The following is a 19,455-nucleotide window of genomic DNA, read 5'->3' on the forward strand; positions in this document are numbered from 1 at the left end:
CCCGAGGCTACAGCAGCATTTCGGGAACGATGGGCGCGATGAGCATGTTGTAGAAGCGCTGGAAGAAGCCCGACTCGGGCTCGGAGGTCAGGATCACCTCCTTCTCGCCGTCGTTGGTAAGCCACTGCAGCGTGCCGGTGTCCTTGGCCAGCCGCAGCCGGTAGGAGTTCTGCAGCTTGCTGATGTTGATGATGCGCAGCATCTCGCGCGCCAGCTGCGGGCTGTCGACCACCAACCCCATCTCGGTGTTCTGGCTGGCCGAGCGCGGGTCGAGGTTCATCGAGCCGATGAAGATGCGCGTCTTGTCGATGGCGGCGGTCTTGGCGTGCAACCGGCCGAGCGACTTGCCGAACATGCCGAAGCGCTCGCCCTTGCTGGTGCGCTGCGGGCTCAGCTCGTACAGGTCGGCGCCGCTTTGCAGCAGCCGCTCGCGGTAGCGCGCATAGCCGGTGTGCACCAGCGGCTCGTCGTTGGCCGCCAGCGAATTGGTCAGCAGCGTGAGCTTGACCTTGCGCTTGGCCAGGTCGTCGAAGGCCGCCATGCCGCGCTCGCCCGGCACGAGGTAGGGCGAGGTCAGGTCGACCTCGGTCTTGGCGTCCATCAGGAGGCCCCAGACCTTCATCGTCACGCTGGTGGAGATAGCCTCTTCGGCCGTCATGGTCGCGGGCTTGGTCGGCGGGTCGGCGATGGCGCGCGCCTCGCCCCACAGCAGGCCCATGCGGCCGCCGTCGAGCTCTTCGGCGATCGGGCCATAGCCCAGGATGTCGGACGGCGGCAGCACAATCTTCGGCGGCGGCGCGGCCATGCCGATCCAGTCGTCGAACTCGGCGCTGCCGGGCATGCGGCCGCCCTCGCCCTTCACGATGTCGGCAATGGGCCAGACCTGCACGCTGTTCCAGTAGGCGTCGAAGATCGATTCGAGCTGCGGCACCACCTTGCCGACTACCAGCGCATCCATGTCGATGAAGTTCTGCGCCTCGCTCAGCACGAAATACTCGTCGGCGATGTTGCGCCCGCCGACCACCGCCATCACGCCGTCGGCGATGAAAAGCTTGTTGTGCATGCGGTGGTTGAGCCGCACGATCTCGAAGGGCGAGGCCGCGAAGCGCGAGAGAAAACCGTCGCGGCCGCAGCAGAAGGGGTTGTAGAGCCGCACCTGCACGTTCGGCGTTTCCGACAGCGCCAGCAGCAACTGCTGGCTCTTGACGGTGTAGAGGTCGTCCACCAGCACCCGCACCTTCACGCCGCGCGCCGCAGCTTCTCGCAGGGTGCGCAGCAGCAGTCGGCCGACCGCGTCGTTCTCGAGCTGGTAGTACTGCACCACCAGCGACTGCTGGGCGCGCTGCGCGAGCTGGATGCGTGCGTCCAGCGAATACACGCCCAGCGGCATCAACCGGAAGCCCGAATGCTCGCCCGGCGGCGTGGAGGCGGCGGCAATCTTCGCGAGCTTGGTGGACGGATCGGCGGAGGCCGCGTGCTCGGCGGGCCTTTCCTGCGCCGGCGGCAGCGAGCTGCAGGCAGCGAGCGCCGCCAGCAGGAAGCCCGCGAGCGCGATGCGCAGAAATCGATCCCAGCCGTTCATGTCGTCGTTCCCTCTTTCTTTCTTCGTGTCACTGCAGCAGGTACGCTGGCCGGGGCCTGCCGGTTTCATCCGGCCCCTGCGGCGGGTGGTCCGCCCTAGAATTTCGCTCCACACCTGTCCGGAGTTACATCATGGCCCGCCCGATCCTCTCACGCATCGCCCTGATGACGGCCGCCTTTGCGGCCCTTGCCCTCGCCCACCCTGCCTGGGCGGCCCTGGACATCGGCGACCCCGCGCCCAGGTTCACCGCCAACGCCGCGCTGGGCGGCAAGACCTTCCGCTATTCGCTGGCCGAGGCGCTGGCCAAGGGGCCGGTGGTGTTGTACTTCTTTCCCGCGGCCGATTCCAACGATTGCTCGATCGAAGCCCACGCCTTCGCCGAGGCGGTCGACCAGTTCGCGGCATTGGGCGCCACGGTGATCGGCGTCTCTGCCGACGACATCGACACCCTGGCGAAGTTCTCGGTCAAGTCCTGCCAGAGCCGCTTTCCGGTGGCATCGGACGAAGCCAAGACCGTGATCAACGGCTTCGACGCGCTGATGCAGACCCGGCCGGACTTCGCCAACCGGCTGTCGTACGTGATTTCGCCGGACGGCAAGGTGGCCTACTACTACCAGAACCTGAATCCGGACAAGCATGTAGAGCGCATGCTGAATGCCGTGAAGGCGCTGCCAAAAGCCACGGCAGCGAAGTAAGGCGAACCCGCCCCGGGCCACGGGTTGGGCGTGCATCGCGCAAAATCCCGCCCCATGCAGCTCAACTACATCGCCAACGCCGACGTCCCGTCCGCCTCCGGCCGCACCCTCCCCGTCATCGACCCCTCCGACGGCCAGCCCTTCGACGAAATCCAGCGCAGCAACGCCGCCGACATCGACTCGGCCGTGCGCGCAGCGCGCGACTGCTTCGAGGGCGTGTGGCACAAGGTCAGCGCCGCCGATCGCAGCCGCCTGCTCTACAAGCTCTCGCTGAAGATCGCCGAGCACGTCGACGAGCTCGCGCTGATCGAGCAGCGCGACTGCGGCAAGCCGGTGAAGCAGGCGCGCGCCGATGCGGTGGCGCTGGTGCGCTACTTCGAGTTCTACGCCGGCGCCTGCGACAAGCTGCACGGCGAGACCATCCCCTACCAGGACGGCTACAGCGTCTTCACCTGGCGCGAGCCGCACGGCGTCACCGGGCACATCATTCCGTGGAACTACCCGATGCAGATTTTCGGGCGCAGCGTGGGCGGTGCGCTGGCGGCGGGCAACGTGTGCGTGGTGAAGCCGGCCGAGGATGCGTGCCTCTCGCTGATCCGCGTGGCGCAGCTGGCGGCCGAAGTCGGCTTTCCGGCCGGCGCGCTCAACATCGTGACAGGCTACGGCCATGAAGTGGGCGACGCGCTCGCGCGGCACGAAGGCATCGACCACATCAGCTTCACCGGCAGCCCAAAGATCGGCACGCTGATCCAGCAGGTGGCGGCCGAGCGGCATTGCCCGGTCACGCTCGAGCTGGGCGGCAAGAGCCCGCAGATCATCTTTGCCGACGCCGATCTCGATGCGGCCATTCCAGTGGTCATCAACGCCATCGTGCAGAACGCCGGCCAGACCTGCTCGGCCGGCTCGCGCGTGCTGATCCAGCGCGCCATCTACGAGCCGTTGCTCGAGCGCCTCGGCCATGCTTTCGAAGCCCTGCGCGTGGGCCCGGCGGCCATGGACCTGGACGTGGGTCCGCTGATCCGCCAGACGCAGCAACAGCGCGTGTGGGACTTCCTGAGCGATGCGCAGCATGCCGGCATCCCGATGGTGGCGCAGGGCGTCGTCGTCGAGGAAGCGCCCGAGACGGGCTTCTACCAGGCGCCCACGCTGCTGCGCGACGTGCCAGTCGGCCACCGCCTGGCGCAGGAAGAGGTGTTCGGTCCGGTGCTCGCCGCGATGCAGTTCGCCGACGAAGACGAAGCGGTCGCCCTGGCCAACGCCACGCAGTTCGGCTTGGTTGCCGGTGTGTGGACCGCCGACGGTTCGCGCCAGTTCCGCATGGCCCGGCGCGTGCGCAGCGGGCAGGTGTTCATCAACAACTATGGCGCGGGCGGTGGGGTCGAATTGCCTTTCGGCGGTGTGAAGTCCTCGGGCTACGGACGTGAAAAGGGCTTCGAGGCGCTGTACGGCTTCACGACGCTGAAGACCGTCGCCGTCAAGCACGGCTAGCAATAGGCTCTCCCCCAGGCTACGCGCACTTCGTGTCGCTTCGCCAACCCCCTCGCCGGGGGCGACACCAGCGGCCCGGCAAAGCCGGTTCCACGGTGTCCCACGAAGGAGACAGGGAAAGTCTTACCCCAACGCTGTGTCCAACAGCATCATCAGGACGAAGCCGAGCATCAGCCCGCTGGTCGCAAAGGCTTCGTGCCCCTTGCGGTGCGACTCGGGAATGATCTCGTGGCTGATGACGAACAGCATCGCGCCCGCGGCAAAACCCAGCCCCCAGGGCAGCAGCAGCGCCGAATGGCCAACCACCGCCGCGCCCAGCACCGCGCCCAGCGGCTCGACCAGCCCCGACGCCATGCCGATCAGCACCGCGAACCAACGCTTGTAGCCAGCTGCCAGCAACGCCACCGCGACGACCAGGCCCTCGGGCACGTCCTGGATCGCGATGCCGGTGGCCAGCGCATCGGCGCGCAGGCCGTTGTTGCCCGCATAGCCCACGCCGATGGCCAAGCCCTCCGGCACGTTGTGCAGCGCGATCGCGAACACGAAGAGCCACGTCCGCCGCAGTTGCCTGGCCGACTGCCCTTCGCGCCCCTTGATGAAGTGCTCGTGCGGCAGCACGCGGTCCATCACCATGAGCACGAGGCCGCCCAGCAGGATGGCCGCGCCGATCACGCCGCCGGCCGCCCAATTGCCGCCGCCGAAGACGCCGATGTTCTTCGCCGCATCGAGCCCGGGAATGATCAGCGAGAACGCACAAGCGGCCAGCATCACGCCGGCGCCGAAACCGAACAACGTGTCCTGCAGCCGCTCGGGCAGCTTCTGCGAGAACACCACCGGCAGGGTGCCCAGCGCCGTGGCCAGCGCGGCCACCGAGCCGCCGAGCAAGGCGTTCCAGACCACCGGGTCGGCCCGCACGAACTCCCAGAACTGCGACACCAGCGCCAGCGCGCCGGACGCGACGATGGCCAGCCCGATCCATTCGCGCACGGAGGGCGTGGGCCGTGAGCGCGCCGATGCGCCCATGCCCTGAGGGTATTGCGGCTCGTCGTTCATGGCATGGCCGTCAGGCGCCGACGAGGGTCGAAGGCACGGGACAAGGCTGGCAGGGTGTATGGCACGGATGAAAAGCTCCTTGGTTGAAGAGCCCTTTGCGTCGTCGACGTGCTGCGTATTCAGGCGTACAGATGATAGTAATTCTCATTGTCCATGACAAGACAACGCCGCCGAAGATGGCGCAAACAAGCCACTTCAGGCCCGGATACGCAACGGGCCGATACACTGCCCCGCGTCCCCCTGAAAGGCTTTGCACCGATGAAATTGCACCGCTTCCTGCCCCGCGTGGCGACGTTCCTGCTGCTGTCCGGCGCCGGCATCGCCAGCGCCCAGCTCGCCACACCGCCGGCCGGCGATTACATCTATGAAGGCGGCGGCGGCTCGCTGCGGGTCAAGCCCAACGGGCACTTCGACATCACCACCGTCGGCTCCAACGCCCACATGTGCACGCTGGACGGCACCATCGTCCGCGGCAAGGCCAAGATCGACGACACCGGCTGCGTGGTGAGCTTCACCCTCAAGGGCGGCAACGTCGAGGTCGGCACCAACGGCTCCGACGACTGCCGCCAGAGCTGCGGCATGCGCGCCTCGTTTGAGGGCACCTTCATCAAGCCGACGCCGGCCTGCGCCGACAAGGCCGTGGCGGCAACGCGCAAGACCTTCAAGCGCCAGTACGACGCCAGGGACTACACAGCCGCCCTGGGCACCCTCGCCCCCGTGCTCGGCGACTGCGGCAAGACGCTCGACTGGATCACCACGGGCCGCATCCGCAACGACCTGGCGCTCACGCAGTTCAAGCTCGGCGACCGCGCGGCCTGCCTCAAGACGCTCGAGCCGCTGGCCGAAGACGCCGCGCGAACCGACCAGGGCGTGAAGGACCAGTACCCGCCCGCCGATGCCGACAGCATCCTGCCCGTGGTCCGCGCAGCCCGCACGAACCTGAAGCTCTGCCGGGGATAGCCCCGCCCCGAGTGCTCCCCAGCGGCGACAAGACCGTCATGCCGCTTTCCATCAACGTGAGGACGGAGACAACACCATGAAGTTCTTCAAGCGCACCCTGCGCACGGCCGTGCTCGGCCTGAGCCTTGTCGCACCGCTGCTGGCCGCGGCGCAATCGCTGCCGACCGCCACCCCGGAGCGGGTCGGGCTTTCGACCGAGCGCCTGCAGATGCTCACCGACGTGCTCAAGGCCGACGTGGCCAGCGGCAAGATCCCGGGCGCGGTGCTGCTGGTGGCCCGGCAAGGCAAGGTGGCGTGGTTCGAGCCAGTCGGCAAGCTCGACCCCGTGGCCGGCACGCCGATGCAGCGCGACGGCATCTTCCGCATCTATTCGATGAGCAAGCCCATCACCACGGTGGCCGCGATGATGCTGGTGGAAGACGGGCGCCTGAAGCTCGACGACCCGATTTCCACCTACCTGCCCGAATACGCCAGCATGACCGTCGGCATCGAGAAGCCCGGCGCCGACGGCAAGCCGGTGCTCGAAACCGTGCCCGCCCGCAAGCCGATCACTGTGCAGGACCTGATGCGCCACACCTCGGGCCTGACCTACGGCTTCTTCGGGCCGGGCCTGGTGAAGCAGGCCTACAACGCGGCCGGCCTGGGCGCCAACGACCCGACCAACGCCGAGTTCTCGCAGCGCCTGGCCAGGCTGCCGCTGGCCTACCAGCCGGGCACGACCTGGGACTACAGCCAGTCGACCGACATCCTCGGGCGCGTGATCGAGGTGGTCTCGGGCCAGTCGCTCTATCAGTTCGAGAAAGCGCGCCTCTTCGACCCGCTGGGCATGAAGGACACCACGTACTACGTGCTCGAGCCGGCCCGTCAGCCGCGCATTGCCGAGCCGCTGCCCACCGACCGCAGCTTCGGCGTGGGCGCCGACCTGAACGACCCGCGCATCGTGCGCAAGCTCGAGTCGGGCGGCGGCGGGCTGGTGTCCACTGCCGGCGACTACGCGCGCTTCCTGCAGATGCTGCTGAACGGCGGCTCGCTCGACGGCAAGCGCTATCTCGGCCCGCGCACCATCGCGCTGATGACCGCCGATCATTCCAACGCGGGCGCCGGCATCGTGCCCGGCCCGCTCTACCTGCCGGGCCCGGGCTACGGCTTCGGGCTGGGCTTTGCGGTGCGCCGCAACGACGGCGAGGCGCCCTACCCCTCGGCCGGCGGCGAATACAACTGGGGCGGCGCGGGCGGCACCTACATGTGGGTAGACCCCAAGAACGAGATGTTCGTCGTGCTGATGCTGCAATCGCCGAAATACCGGACACATTACAGATCCTTGACCCGGGACATGATTTATGCGGCGGTGATCAAGTAGCCTGCTGTTCACAGGCTCTTGAGGCCTGGCGCAAAATCGGGCCCATCCCCTCGAAGCCATGAAGAACAGCAGCAGCACCGTCATCCCGATCTCGCAGATCGGCCGCACGCCCCCCGCCGTGGCCGTGCCGGACATCGCCGTGCCCGCCACCGGCCTGCTGCTCGACCGCCTGGGCCGCCCGCTGACCGACCTGCGCATCAGCGTGACCGACCGCTGCAACTTCCGCTGCAGCTACTGCATGCCCAAGGACGTGTTCGACAAGGACTACAAGTACCTGCCGCACAGCGCGCTCCTGAGCTTCGAGGAAATGACGCGCCTGGCACGCCTGTTCGCGGCGCACGGCGTGCGCAAGATCCGGCTCACCGGCGGGGAGCCGCTGCTGCGCAAGAACATCGAGGGGCTGATCGAGCAACTGGCCGAAATCCGCACGCCCGACGGCGCACCACTTGAACTCACGCTCACCACCAACGGCTCCCTGCTTGCACGCAAGGCCGCTGCGCTCAGGGCCGCCGGCCTGCGGCGCGTGACGGTGAGCCTGGACAGCCTGGACGACGCGGTCTTCCGCCACATGAACGACGTCGACTTCCCGGTGGCCGACGTGCTGGCCGGCATCGACGCGGCGCGTGCCGCGGGCCTCGGGCCCATCAAGGTCAACATGGTGGTCAAGCGCGGCACCAACGAGCAGGAGATCCTGCCGATGGCGCGCTACTTCCGCGAGCACCATGGCGCCAGCGTGGTGCTGCGCTTCATCGAATACATGGACGTGGGCGCCACCAATGGCTGGCGCATGGACGAGGTGCTGCCCTCGGCCGATGTCATCGCGCGCATCGCCGAAGAATTTCCGCTCGTGCCGCTTAAAGCCACCACGCCGGGCGAAACGGCCCAGCGCTGGGGCTATGCGGATGGCCGCGGCGAGATCGGCGTGATCAGCAGCGTGACCCAGGCCTTCTGCCACGACTGCAGCCGTGCGCGCCTGTCGACAGAGGGCAAGCTGTACCTCTGCCTCTTCGCCAGCGCCGGCCACGACCTGCGGCCGCTGCTGCGCGGCATGGCCAGCGACGACGACATTTCCTCGGCCATCGGCCACATCTGGCAGGGCCGGGCCGACCGCTACTCCGAGCTGCGCGCCCTGCGCGGCCCCGACGACACCGCGCACGGCGATGCCGGCGACAATGCCCCGCGCCGCGTCGAGATGAGCTACATCGGCGGATGACGCAGGCTGCCGGCATGCCTGCGCACCCCGCCATTGCGCCCGACGACATCACCGGCCTGCTGCTGGCCGGCGGACGCGGCTCCCGCATGGGCGGCGTCGACAAGGGCCTGCAGAACTTCAACGGCGTGCCGCTCGCCCTGCATGCGGTGTTGCGCCTGGGCGCGCAGGTCGGCCAGATGATGATCAATGCCAACCGGAACCTTGCCGCCTATGAAGCCTTCGGCGTCCCGGTGCTGACCGACAGCCTTGCGGACTACCCGGGGCCGCTCGCGGGTTTCCTCACGGGGCTGGAGAACTGCGACACGCCCTTCCTGCTCACCGTGCCCTGCGACACGCCGCGCTTCCCGACCGACCTGGCAGCCCGCCTGGCCGAGGCCCTGGAAGCCGGCAACGCCGAGATCGCGATGGTCACCGCGCCCGATACCGAAGAGGGCGCGGAGCCCGTGCTGCGCCCGCAACCCGTGTTCTGCCTGCTGCGCACCGACCTGTACGAAAGCCTGCTGCGCTTCACCGAAGGCGGCGGCCGCAAGGTCCAGGCGTGGACCGCGCAACACCGCACCGTGTTCGTTCCCTTCGACCGCCCCGGCGATGCGCCCGACGCCTTCTTCAACGCCAACACGCTCGCCGAATTGCACGCGCTCGAAAAACGATGAGCAGTCTTGCCGACATCGCGGCTGCCCTTCCAGGCCATGACACCGACGCGCTGAGCGTCGATGCCGTCCAGGCCTTCCTGGCCCGGTTGGTCGCGCCGCTTGCCGTCACCGAGCGCGAGAACGTGCCGCTGCGCGACGCGCTCGGCCGCGTGCTGGCCGAAGACATCGTCTCGCCCGTGAGCGTTCCGCCGCACGACAACTCGGCGATGGACGGCTACGCGTTCGACGGCGCCATCCTCCCGACCGACGCCCCCGCCGACCATTCCATCCAGCTGCGCGTGGTGGGCACGGCGCTCGCCGGCGCGGCCTGGCGAGGCGCGCTGGCCGCGGGAGATGCGGTGCGCATCATGACCGGCGCGATGATGCCGCCCGGCCTCGACACCGTGATCCCGCAGGAGTTCTGCCAGGTCGAGGGCGAGGTCGTGCGCTTTCCCGACCGGGTGCTGCGCCGCGGCGACAACCGCCGTTTCGCCGGCGAAGACCTGATGAAGGGCCAGCCCGCGCTGCGGCGCGGCGAACGGCTCTCGCCCGCCGCGCTCGGCATGATCGCGAGCCTGGGCCTGCCCGCCGTGCCGGTGCTGCGGACATTGCGCGTCGCGTACTTCTCCACCGGCGACGAGATCCTGTGCATCGGCCAACCGCCGCGCGAAGGCGCGGTGTACGACTCGAACCGCTACACCGTGTTCGGCCTGCTCGCGCGGCTGGGCTGCGAGGTGATCGACCTCGGCCTCGTGCACGACGACCCCGCCACGCTGGCCGCGACGCTGCAACGCGCCGCGCGCGAGGCCGACGCCATCGTCACCAGCGGCGGCGTGAGCGTCGGTGCGGCCGACCACACGCGCGACGTGATGCAGCAGATAGGCGAGATGGCCTTCTGGCACGTCGCCATGCGCCCTGGCCGGCCGCTGGCCGTGGGCCTGATTCCGCGCGACGGCGACGACGACGGCAAGGGGCACGCGGACCCGGCCGTGCTGTTCGGCCTGCCCGGCAACCCGGTGGCCGTGATGGTCACCTTCCTGGCCTTCGTGCGGCCCGCGCTGCTGCGCATGATGGGTTGCCACGATGCGGCCTCGGCGCCGCCGCCTTTGCTGCGGGCACGCAGCGCCGGCCCCATCCGCAAGAAGCCGGGCCGCACCGAGTACCAGCGCGGTTTCGTGAAGGCCGTGGCAGGTTCATTGCCCGAGGTCTGCGTGGCGGGCAACCAGGGCTCGGGCGTGCTGAGTTCGATGGTCGAGGCCAACGGGCTCGTGGTGCTGCATCACGACCAGGGCGCCGTCGCCGCCGGCGAAGAGGTCGACGTGATGATGTTCAACGGCGTTCTCTAGCCGATCTTCAGATCCGCCCGAGCGCCTTGTCCACGCCCTTGTTGGCGAGCATGTCGGCGCGTTCGTTCCCCGGGTCGCCCGAATGGCCCTTGACCCAGCGCCATTCGATCGTGTGGCCGCCCTCGGCCACCAGCTTGTCGAGCCGTTGCCAGAGCTCGACGTTCTTCACCGGCTGCTTGCTGGCGGTCATCCAGCCCTTGGCCTTCCAGCCGCGGATCCACTCGGTGATGCCCTTGCGCACGTACTGGCTGTCGAGGTACAGCACCACCTTGCAGGGCCGCTTGAGCGCAGCCAGGCCTTCGATCACGGCGGTGAGCTCCATGCGGTTGTTGGTGGTGGCCAGTTCGCCGCCGAACAGTTCCTTTTCGGTGGCGCCCGACTTGAGCCACGCGCCCCAGCCTCCAGGTCCGGGGTTGCCCTTGCATGCACCATCGGTGTAGATCACGACTTCGTTCAAGCTCTCTTTTCCTTTTTTCTCTGTTCGATTCAATCCATCTGATCCGGCCGGTGCCGATGCACCTTGCCCGCGATCGACACCGGCGCCGTGGCCCGTGCCGCGGCGCGGCGCCAGTCCGCGCTCAGGAGGCGCATGCCGCGCACCCGCTTCACGGCCACCAGGAAATACGCCGCGCCGAAGATCGGCCACCAGCGCTCGCCGGCCTTGTCCATCCATCGGCAGCGCTCGAGCCACGCGTCGCTGCGCACCGCGGGCCGGTAGACGCCGAAGCGCCCCGACTCCACCTCGAAGCTCAGGAGCCGCAGCCAGTCGCGCATGCGCCAGTAGCCGATGAACTCACCGCCCTCGGGCAGGTAAAGATCGCCGACGCCGAGCTTGCGGTACAGGTGCGCGCGCCGCTGGCGCATGCCCCACAAGCTGGCCGGGTTGAGGCCGCAGATCACCACACGGCCCTCGGGCACCAGCACCCGCTCGACCTCGCGCAGCGTGGCGTGCGGATCGGGACTGAGTTCCAGCGCATGCGGCATCACCACCAGGTCGAGGCTGTTGGCCGCGAACGGCAGCGCCGTGAAGTCGGTCAGCAGCGTGGCCTCGGCGGGCCGCATCGGGTCGCTCAGGGCCAGCCAGCGGTGCGGCATGCGGTTGGTGCGGAGGCCCTCGACTTCGGCCGCGCCCAACTGCAGCGCGTGGTAGCCGAACACGTCGGCCACCGCTTGGTCGAACTGGGCCTGCTCCCACGCGAGGAGGTAGCGTCCCGGGGGGGTCGCGAACCAATCCTGCAAACCTATAATTTGACCGCTCATGACCCTCGTTCCGCTGCCCGCCTTCGCCGACAACTACATCTGGATGCTGCACGACGGGTCCAGCGCCATCGTCGTGGATCCGGGCGACGCCCAACCGGTGTTCGATGCGCTGGCGCACCACAAGCTGCAGCTGGCCGCGATTCTAGTCACGCACCACCATGCCGATCACACCGGTGGCGTGGCCGCGCTGCACGCCGCCACGGGCGCACCGGTGCATGGCCCGGCGCGCGAGCGCATTCCGGAGCCCTTCACGCCGTATGTGCAAGGCGACATCGCCGAAGCGCTTGGCCTCAGCTTCGAAGTGATCGACGTGCCGGGCCACACGGCCGGCCACATCGCTTACTTTCTTCCGGCGGCCGAGAGCCGCGCGCCGCTGCTCTTCTGCGGCGACACCTTGTTCTCCGGCGGCTGTGGCCGTCTCTTCGAAGGCACACCCGCGCAGATGCTGGCCTCGCTCGATGCGCTCGCCGCGCTGCCCGGCGACACCCGCGTGTGCTGCGCCCACGAATACACACTTGCTAACCTGCGATTCGCCCGCGCGGTGGAACCGGGCAATGCCGATCTGACTCACTACAACGCGCGCTGCGAAAGCCTGCGCGCACAGGGGCAGCCCACGCTGCCCTCGCAACTGGCAACCGAACGCCTGATCAACCCCTTTCTTCGCAGCCGCGAAGCCACTGTCCTTAGAGCGGTGCGCGAGCACGCCGAGCTTTCCGCCGATGCGGCCGAAGCCGATGTGTTCGCTGCGCTGCGCCAATGGAAAAACGACTTCCGATGAAATTTATCGCTGCCACCTGCCTTGCAGGTTCCCTGGTGCTCGCAGGCTGCGCGGCACCGACCGACAACCCCTCCTCATCCAGCACTTCCTCCAAGACCGGCGCCACCGCCGGCGGCACCGGCTCCAAGGTCGCCGGCAGCGCGGCCCCCGTCTACCCGCGTGACGCCCTCTCTCCCCTGTCCAGCAGCGAGGCCCATTCGCAGAGCGTGGTCACGCTGGCCCCGCCGACCGACATGTGGGACCGCATCCGCCGCGGCTTCAAGATGCCCAACCTCGAGAGCGACCTCGTGCGCGACCGCGAGCAGTGGTACGCCAGCCGGCCAGACTACATCCAGCGCATGACCGAGCGCTCGAACAAGTACATGTTCCACATCGTCGAGGAACTCGAGCGGCGCAACATGCCGACCGAACTCGCGCTGCTGCCGTACATCGAGAGCGCTTTCAACCCGCAGGCGGTGTCCAGCGCACGCGCCGCGGGCATGTGGCAGTTCATGCCGGCCACCGGCAACGACTTCGATCTGAAGCAGAACATCTTCCGCGACGACCGCCGCGACGTGCTGGCCTCCACCCGCGCCGCGCTCGACTACCTGCAGAAGCTCTACGGCATGTTCGGCGACTGGCAGCTCGCGCTGGCCGCCTACAACTGGGGTGAAGGCAGCGTGAGCCGCGCCATCGCCAAGAACCAGCGCGCGGGCCTGCCCACCACCTACAGCGACCTCAACATGCCGGCCGAAACGCGGCTGTACGTGCCCAAGCTGCAGGCGGTGAAGAACATCGTGGCCAATCCGCAGGCCTTCAACGCCGAGCTGCCGCTGATCGCCAACCACCCATACTTCCAGACCGTCACGCTCACGCGCGACCTGGATGTGGAACTGGCCGCCAAGCTGGCTGACGTGCGCATCGAGGACTTCCGCGCGCTCAACCCTGCCGCGCACAAGCCGGTGCTGATCGCCTCGGGCACGCCGCAGATCCTGCTGCCCTGGGACAACGCGGCCGTGTTCCAGCGCAACTTCGACGCCTACTCGCAAGGCCAGTACGCCAGCTGGACCGCCTGGGTCGTGCCCAACACCATGACCGTGGCCGACGCCGCCCAGCGCTCGGGTATGAGCGAGAGCGACCTGCGTGCGATGAACAACGTGCCGCCGCGCATGCTCATCAAGGCCGGCTCGACGCTCATCGTGCCGCGCGGTGCACGCGTGAAGGAAGACGTCGCGGCAGTCGTGGCAGATGGCGGCCACCTGAGCTTCCAGCCCGAGATCGTCAATCGCCGCACCACCGTCAAGGCCGGGCGCAACGACAGCGTGGCGAGCATCGCGCGCCGCTACAACCTCAAGCCCACCAACGTGGCCGAGTGGAACGACGTGAAGCCCAACCACGCGTTCAAGCGCGGCTACAGCGTGGTCGTGTACCTGCCGGTTCGCGCGGCGCCCGCGGCCCGTGTCGGTGCCGGCGTGGCGGTGGCGCGTGGCCATGCCGCGGCAGCCTCCTCGAAACGCGGCAGCGCGCCTGCCCAGGCCAGCACGGCCCGCGGCAAGAACGTCGTCAAGGTGCCTGCGGCCGGCAAGCAGCAGGTCGTGCGCGAGAAGCGCGGCGGCACGCCCTCGAAGAAGAAGCGCTGACGCCTGCGGTGCTTCTTGCTCAGTGCGCCTGGGCCGCCCACGCCCGGCGGCGCACCACGGCTTCCAGCGCGGCCACGGCAATCATCACCACCGTGGTCAGCGTGCCCACCACCAGCACCGTCAGATGTGACGCGAACACCGCCAGCGCCGCGAGCGCGATCAGCCCGTAGAGGTGCGACTGCGGCAGGAAACCGCGCACCACCCGCTTGAACAGCGCATTGCCGAAGAGGTAGATGGCCGGCCCGCCCAGGAGCGGCCCGAGGTACTTGAGCTCGGCATGGTGCGATCCCTCCCCGATCACCAGTTCGTCCGCGACCGCGCACACGATGATGCCGGCCACCAGGATCACGTGCGTGTAGTGGTAGTTGGCGCCCATGCGGCCCGGGTCCGTCGCATGCTCGATCGCGTGCGTGGCTTCCTTGGCGCTGGTGTCGAAGTACATCCACCACATGGCCAGGCTGCCCGCAAAGCCCACGAGCAGCGCGTACACGTCGACCAAGTGCCATTCGGCATGGTGGCCGAACGCGATGCCGCTCGCCAGGATGGATTCGCCCAGCGCCACGATCACGAAGAGCTGGCAGCGCTCGGCGAGATGGCCGCCGTCGATGGTCCACTCCGCGGTCGACGACCGTCCCAGCCCCGGAAAGACCAGCCCGACCATCGGCGCGACGTATTCGCACAGCACGCCGACGAACCAGAACCCGAGGCGCCACGGTCCTTCGGACAGCCCGCCCGCGATCCAGAACACCGCCGCCACGCAGTTCCACGCCAAGAGGCGCCGGAAGTTGGGCGCCAGCGGGCTCTCGCTGCCGACCGCGATCAGCATGCACAAGGTGCGCCCCACCTGGATGGCCGCAAAGCACGAGGCGAACACCAGTCCCCGCTCGGCAAACGCGCCCGGCACCGCCGACGCCATCACCATGGCCAGCAGCATCACCCCGAACAGCATGCCCCGGATGCGCAGCGCGCCGGGGTTGAACCAGTTGGTGGCCCACGCGGTGTACTGCCAGCCGAGCCAGACGGCGAACCACATCACCAGCGTCTGCAACGCGCCCAGCAGGCTCAGGTGATCCAGCAGATAGTGCGACAGCTGCGTGACCGAGAACGCATAGACCAGGTCGAAGAACAGTTCTTCATTCGAGACCCTGGCGGTCTCGTTGCGCGATCGCAAAGTCGTTGGCAGTCCGTTTTTCTTGCTCAACATGACTCTCTCCCTTTCAGATTTCAAATAGCCAGCTAGAGTTTTTCGGTTTCCCCGCTGCGTGGCTGCCATTTCATGAGGCGCTTCTCGATCAGGCCGACCAGCCCGTCGAGCAGCAGCGCAAAGGCCGTGAGAACGACGATACCGGCAAAGACGGTGTTGACGTCGAACGTTCCTTCGGCCTGGAGTATCAGGTACCCCACGCCGCGCGCCGACCCCAGGTACTCGCCCACCACCGCGCCGACGAAGGCCAGCCCCACCGAGGTGTGGAGGCTGGAGAACACCCAGCTCGTGGCGCTCGGCAGGTACACGGTGCGCAGCAGTTGCCGCTGGTTGGCGCCCAGCATCTTCGCGTTGGCCAGCACCACCGGACTCACCTCGCGCACGCCCTGGTAGACGTTGAAGAACACGATGAAGAACACCAGCGTGACCGCCAGCGCCACCTTGCTCCAGATACCGAGGCCGAACCACAGCGCGAAGATCGGCGCGAGGATCACGCGCGGCATCGAGTTGGCGGCCTTGATGTAGGGGTCGAGGATCAGGCTCGCCGTCGGCGCGAGCGCCAGCCAGAGCCCGCAAGCGAGACCCAGCACGGTGCCGATGCCGAAGGCCAGCACCGTCTCCAGCAGCGTGGTGCCCAGGTGCCGGTAGATGTCGGCATTGCCTTTCAGCCCCTCGGGAAACAGCAGGTTCGGCGGCACCTCGAACGGCAGGAACCAGCTCCAGATGCGGCCCGCCACCTGGATCGGCTCGCCGACGAAGAAGGCGAACTGCTGGTTGCGCGACGCCAGGTGCCAACCCACCAGGATGAACACCAGCAGCACCAGTTGCCAGAAGCGCGCGTTGCGCTCATTCAGGCGCGGGATCATGCGGCCTTCCTCAGTTGCTGCGCGTAGCCCTTGAGCACCTCGTCGCGCAGCACTTCCCAGATCTGCGTGTGCAATTCGACGAAGCGCGGCTGCGTGCGCACCTCGGCCACGTCGCGCGGCCGCGCAAGGTCGATGGCAAATTCGCCGATCGGATGCGTCGCCGGCCCGGCCGAGAGCACCACCACGCGGTCGCTCATTGCAATGGCTTCGTCCAGGTCGTGCGTGATGAAGAGCACCGCCTTCTTCTTCGCGCTCCAGATCTCGAGCACCTCGTTTTCCATCAGCTGCCGGGTCTGGATGTCGAGCGCGCTGAAGGGCTCGTCCATGAGGATGATGTCGGGGTCCAGCACCAGCGTCTGCGCCAGCGCCACGCGCTTGCGCATGCCGCCGGAGAGCTGATGCGGATAGCGATCGCCGAAGCCCGAGAGGCCCACGCGCGAAAGCCACGCCTCGGCCTGCTCGCGCGCATCCGCATCGGACACGCCGCGGTACTGCAGCCCCACCATCACATTGGCGACGGCGCTGCGCCACGGCATCAGCGCCTCGGTCTGGAACATGTAGCCCGCGCGCGCATTGACGCCTTCGAGCGTCTTCCCGAACACCTTGACCGTGCCCGACGACGGCTCAAGCAGCCCCGCGCCCACGTTCAGCAGCGTCGACTTGCCGCATCCCGTCGGGCCGACCACCGAGACGAACTCGCCGGCCTTGATGCGCAGCGTGGTGTCGGCGACGGCGGTGTAGCGCTGGCCCGGATCGTCCTTCGAATGGAAGGTGCAGCTGATGGAAAGGAGTTCGAGTGCGTAGTCGGACATGTCTGCAGGATTAAAAAACCCGGCCAAGGCCGGGTCGCGGGGACGTTCGGAGTCAGGCTTTGAACCTGTCCTTCGCGCGCCTAGCAAAATCGTTGGTGTAGGTCTTGATGAGGTCGATCTTGTCGGCCTTCACGCTGGTGTCGAAGCTCGCGATGGCAGTGAGCGCCGTCTTGGGCCCATCGGACGGCACGAGGCCGTCGGTGGCGATCGATTCGCGCACCTTGTCGAACGACGCGAGGTACAGCGCCCGGTCGCCGAGCAGGTAGGTCTCGGGCACCGTCTTGATGATGTCGCCCGGCCCCGCCGTCTGCAGCCACTTCAGGCCGTGCACGATGGCATTGGCCAGCGCCTGGCAGGTGTTGGGATTCTTCTGGATGAAGTCGATGGGTGCGTAGAGGCAGGCCGCGGGCATCGGTCCACCGAACACCTGCTGAGTGCCCTTGAGCGTGCGCGTGTCGCTGATGATCTTCACGTCGCCCTTCTGCTCGAGCATCGTCATCACCGGGTCGGTGTTGCTGATGGCATCGATCTGGCCCGAGCGCAGCGCGGTGAGCGCGCCGGCCGCGACGCCCACGCCGATGTAGCTCACGTCGCTCGCCTTGAGCCCGCCGCGCGAGAGCACGAGGTTGGCCACCATGTTGGTCGACGAGCCCGGTGCCGAGACACCGATCTTCTTCCCCTTGAGATCCTGGATGCCGGTGTAGCCCGCCATGTTCTTGGTCGACACGCCCACCGCGATCTGTGGTGCGCGGCCCTGCAGCACGAAGGCCTGGAAGAACTGGTTCTTGGCCTGCAGGTTGATGGTGTGTTCGTAGGCGCCCGAGCAGACATCGGCCGAGCCGCCCACCACCGCCTGCAGCGCACGCGCGCCGCCGGCGAAATCGGAAATCTCGACCTCGAGCCCTTCGGCCTTGAAATAGCCGAGCTGCTCGGAGATGGTCAGGGGCAGGTAGTAGAAGGCGGCCTTGCCGCCGACCGCGATGGAGACCTTGGTCTTCTCCAGCTTGGCTTGCGCAAAAACCCGCGGCAGCGCAATCGCTGCGGCAGCGACTGCGGAGGCGGAAATGAGGGTTCTGCGATGAAGCATGAAGCGGGTCCTGCGGGCTCTTTGATTCTTGTGAAGTGAATCGAGCTTAGGGGTGCGCGCCCGTTGCCTGCATCGGGGTCATCCCGTGCGGGTTTCCACGTAAGCACGAAGGCCTCCCCGAGAGCCTCCATGGCGCCTCTGCCGAATGGCTTATTTCGCGAGGAAAAGAATCGCGACGTTGACCACGAAAGCGAGCGCCCAGACCGCGCTGCGCACACCGCCCAGACCCTTGATGTAGATCGCAAGGTAGATCGTTCGCAGCACGACGTAGGCCACCGCCAGCATGTCCAGCCGCGCCTGGTTGGCGCCGAGCTGGTGCGCAATGATCACCGCGCCGATGAAGAACGGCAGGCCTTCGAAGGTGTTGGCCTGCGCGCTGTTGGCGCGTGCACGCCAGCCGCTCTGCCGGGCGGCCCATTCGCGCGGATGCACGTTGTCGCGGGGGCCGAAGGCGCCGACCTTGGCGATCCATGCAGCGAGGTACGGCAGGCCGCAGGCGAAGAACACGCACCAGTAGGCGATGGTGAGCAGGGACAGGGTCATGGCGCTATCGACGGTCGACCAATGCGTGCGCGATGGTGCCGAGGTCCACGTATTCGAGTTCGCTGCCGGCCGGCACGCCGCGCGCAAGCCGCGTCACAGTAAGGCCGCGCTGCTTGAGTGCTTCGCCGATCACATGCGCGGTCGCTTCGCCCTCGGCGGTGAAATTGGTGGCGAGGATGACTTCGCTCACCGTGCCGTCGAGCGCGCGGTCGAACAGCTTCTGCAGGCCGATGTCTTTCGGACCGATGCCGTCGAGCGGACTGAGCTTGCCCATCAGCACGAAGTAATAGCCGCGGAAGGCGCCGGTGCGTTCGAGCGCGGCCTGGTCGGCGGGCGTCTCGACCACGCAGAGCTTCGTCCCATCGCGGCGCGAGTCCATGCACACGCTGCAGATCGGTGCTTCCGTGAAGGTATTGCAGAGTTCGCAGTGCCGCACATTGCCCGCCGCCTGCTGCAATGCGCGCGAAAGCAGCTGCGCGCCGTCGCGGTCGTGCTGCAGCAGGTGAAACGCCATGCGCGAAGCCGACTTGACGCCGACGCCGGGCAAACGGCGCAGCGCATCGACCAATGCGTCGAGCGAACTGGCGTCGGCCATCAATCGCTCAGAACGGCAGCTTCATGCCGGGCGGGAGGCCCGGCATGCCTGCGGTGAGCTTGCCCATCTTCTGCTCGCTGGTTTCCTCGGCCTTGCGCACGGCGGCGTTGAAGGCGGCGGCCACCAGGTCTTCGAGCATGTCCTTGTCGTCGGCCAGGAGGCTCGGGTCGATGGTGATGCGCTTGACGTCGTGCTTGCAGGTCATGACGACCTTCACGAGGCCCGCGCCCGATTCGCCTTCGACCTCGATGTGGGCCAGTTCTTCCTGGGCCTTCTTGAGGTTGTCCTGCATTGCCTGCGCCTGCTTCATGAGGCCGGCCAGTTGTCCTTTGTTGAACATCGTTGGTCCTGTGTGTGTGGTG

At 67.6% G+C, this 19,455-nt stretch carries 20 protein-coding genes; 9 read left to right on the forward strand and 11 right to left on the reverse strand.

What is annotated here, in order from left to right:
* Window positions 1-7: 7 nt before the first annotated feature.
* The gene (locus M2282_RS05925; RefSeq protein WP_280807859.1) at window positions 8-1,582 is read right to left on the reverse strand and encodes a phospholipase D family protein; all 1,575 of its coding nucleotides are present in this window, start codon (window positions 1,580-1,582) and stop codon (window positions 8-10) included.
* 131 nt (window positions 1,583-1,713) lie between these two features.
* Between M2282_RS05925 and M2282_RS05930 the strand changes: the two genes are divergently transcribed.
* Both M2282_RS05930 and M2282_RS05935 read left to right on the forward strand, forming a co-directional pair.
* Window positions 1,714-2,277 carry a peroxiredoxin gene (locus tag M2282_RS05930; protein ID WP_280807860.1) on the forward strand — a complete coding sequence of 188 codons (564 nt, stop codon included), beginning with the start codon at window positions 1,714-1,716 and terminating at the stop codon, window positions 2,275-2,277.
* A 54-nt stretch (window positions 2,278-2,331) separates the two neighbouring features.
* On the forward strand, window positions 2,332-3,765 hold the full coding sequence (locus M2282_RS05935) for an aldehyde dehydrogenase family protein (RefSeq protein ID WP_280807861.1): 1,434 nt from the start codon (window positions 2,332-2,334) through the stop codon (window positions 3,763-3,765).
* A 123-nt stretch (window positions 3,766-3,888) separates the two neighbouring features.
* On the opposite strand, the gene M2282_RS05940 is transcribed toward M2282_RS05935, so the two are convergent.
* Window positions 3,889-4,788, reverse strand: coding sequence for a ZIP family metal transporter (locus M2282_RS05940; protein ID WP_280808227.1), 900 nt, complete (start codon window positions 4,786-4,788; stop codon window positions 3,889-3,891).
* Between the two features lie 288 nt (window positions 4,789-5,076).
* Between M2282_RS05940 and M2282_RS05945 the strand changes: the two genes are divergently transcribed.
* The 5 genes from M2282_RS05945 (at window position 5,077) to moeA (ending at window position 10,329) form a co-directional block, all read left to right on the forward strand.
* A complete protein-coding gene (locus M2282_RS05945) occupies window positions 5,077-5,778 on the forward strand; it encodes a hypothetical protein (RefSeq protein ID WP_280807862.1) in 702 nt (233 codons plus the stop codon).
* Window positions 5,779-5,854: 76 nt separating this feature from the next.
* Entirely contained in the window at window positions 5,855-7,138 is a 1,284-nt protein-coding gene (locus M2282_RS05950; protein ID WP_280807863.1) for a serine hydrolase domain-containing protein, read from the forward strand.
* A gap of 58 nt (window positions 7,139-7,196) precedes the next feature.
* Complete coding sequence (gene moaA, locus M2282_RS05955) at window positions 7,197-8,351, forward strand: GTP 3',8-cyclase MoaA (RefSeq protein ID WP_280807864.1); 1,155 nt, start codon at window positions 7,197-7,199, stop codon at window positions 8,349-8,351.
* Window positions 8,348-9,004, forward strand: coding sequence for a molybdenum cofactor guanylyltransferase MobA (gene mobA / locus M2282_RS05960; RefSeq protein WP_280807865.1), 657 nt, complete (start codon window positions 8,348-8,350; stop codon window positions 9,002-9,004). Before moaA ends, mobA begins: the two co-directional genes overlap by 4 nt.
* On the forward strand, window positions 9,001-10,329 hold the full coding sequence (gene moeA, locus M2282_RS05965; RefSeq protein WP_280807866.1) for a molybdopterin molybdotransferase MoeA: 1,329 nt from the start codon (window positions 9,001-9,003) through the stop codon (window positions 10,327-10,329). Before mobA ends, moeA begins: the two co-directional genes overlap by 4 nt.
* Window positions 10,330-10,336: 7 nt before the next feature.
* Here moeA and rnhA read toward each other — a convergent pair whose 3' ends face one another.
* Together rnhA and M2282_RS05975 are read right to left on the reverse strand one after the other, a co-directional pair.
* Window positions 10,337-10,786, reverse strand: a complete 450-nt coding sequence (gene rnhA / locus M2282_RS05970; RefSeq protein ID WP_280807867.1) for a ribonuclease HI — start codon at window positions 10,784-10,786, stop codon at window positions 10,337-10,339.
* Between the two features lie 29 nt (window positions 10,787-10,815).
* Complete coding sequence (locus tag M2282_RS05975) at window positions 10,816-11,589, reverse strand: class I SAM-dependent methyltransferase (protein ID WP_280807868.1); 774 nt, start codon at window positions 11,587-11,589, stop codon at window positions 10,816-10,818.
* Between M2282_RS05975 and gloB the strand changes: the two genes are divergently transcribed.
* Together gloB and M2282_RS05985 are read left to right on the forward strand one after the other, a co-directional pair.
* On the forward strand, window positions 11,588-12,367 hold the full coding sequence (gloB, locus tag M2282_RS05980) for a hydroxyacylglutathione hydrolase (RefSeq protein WP_280807869.1): 780 nt from the start codon (window positions 11,588-11,590) through the stop codon (window positions 12,365-12,367). The two genes, M2282_RS05975 and gloB, sit on opposite strands and share 2 nt — an antisense overlap.
* A complete protein-coding gene (locus M2282_RS05985) occupies window positions 12,364-13,986 on the forward strand; it encodes a transglycosylase SLT domain-containing protein (protein ID WP_280807870.1) in 1,623 nt (540 codons plus the stop codon). Before gloB ends, M2282_RS05985 begins: the two co-directional genes overlap by 4 nt.
* 19 nt (window positions 13,987-14,005) lie before the next feature.
* Here the strand turns inward: M2282_RS05985 and M2282_RS05990 are convergent, their stop codons facing one another.
* From M2282_RS05990 to M2282_RS06020, 7 genes are all read right to left on the reverse strand, one after another.
* The gene (locus M2282_RS05990) at window positions 14,006-15,190 is read right to left on the reverse strand and encodes a low temperature requirement protein A (RefSeq protein WP_280807871.1); all 1,185 of its coding nucleotides are present in this window, start codon (window positions 15,188-15,190) and stop codon (window positions 14,006-14,008) included.
* A 32-nt stretch (window positions 15,191-15,222) separates the two neighbouring features.
* Window positions 15,223-16,056 carry an ABC transporter permease gene (locus M2282_RS05995; RefSeq protein WP_280807872.1) on the reverse strand — a complete coding sequence of 278 codons (834 nt, stop codon included), beginning with the start codon at window positions 16,054-16,056 and terminating at the stop codon, window positions 15,223-15,225.
* Window positions 16,053-16,868, reverse strand: coding sequence for an ABC transporter ATP-binding protein (locus M2282_RS06000; protein ID WP_280807873.1), 816 nt, complete (start codon window positions 16,866-16,868; stop codon window positions 16,053-16,055). Before M2282_RS06000 ends, M2282_RS05995 begins: the two co-directional genes overlap by 4 nt.
* A gap of 52 nt (window positions 16,869-16,920) precedes the next feature.
* Complete coding sequence (locus M2282_RS06005; RefSeq protein ID WP_206173814.1) at window positions 16,921-17,955, reverse strand: ABC transporter substrate-binding protein; 1,035 nt, start codon at window positions 17,953-17,955, stop codon at window positions 16,921-16,923.
* Between the two features lie 150 nt (window positions 17,956-18,105).
* Entirely contained in the window at window positions 18,106-18,498 is a 393-nt protein-coding gene (locus tag M2282_RS06010) for an MAPEG family protein (protein WP_280807874.1), read from the reverse strand.
* Between the two features lie 4 nt (window positions 18,499-18,502).
* Complete coding sequence (gene recR, locus M2282_RS06015) at window positions 18,503-19,093, reverse strand: recombination mediator RecR (protein WP_013540938.1); 591 nt, start codon at window positions 19,091-19,093, stop codon at window positions 18,503-18,505.
* A gap of 7 nt (window positions 19,094-19,100) precedes the next feature.
* Window positions 19,101-19,433 carry a YbaB/EbfC family nucleoid-associated protein gene (locus M2282_RS06020; RefSeq protein ID WP_007836669.1) on the reverse strand — a complete coding sequence of 111 codons (333 nt, stop codon included), beginning with the start codon at window positions 19,431-19,433 and terminating at the stop codon, window positions 19,101-19,103.
* Window positions 19,434-19,455: the final 22 nt, after the last annotated feature.

The sequence above is a fragment of the Variovorax boronicumulans genome (assembly GCF_029892485.1).
GTDB lineage: Bacteria > Pseudomonadota > Gammaproteobacteria > Burkholderiales > Burkholderiaceae_C > Variovorax > Variovorax boronicumulans_B.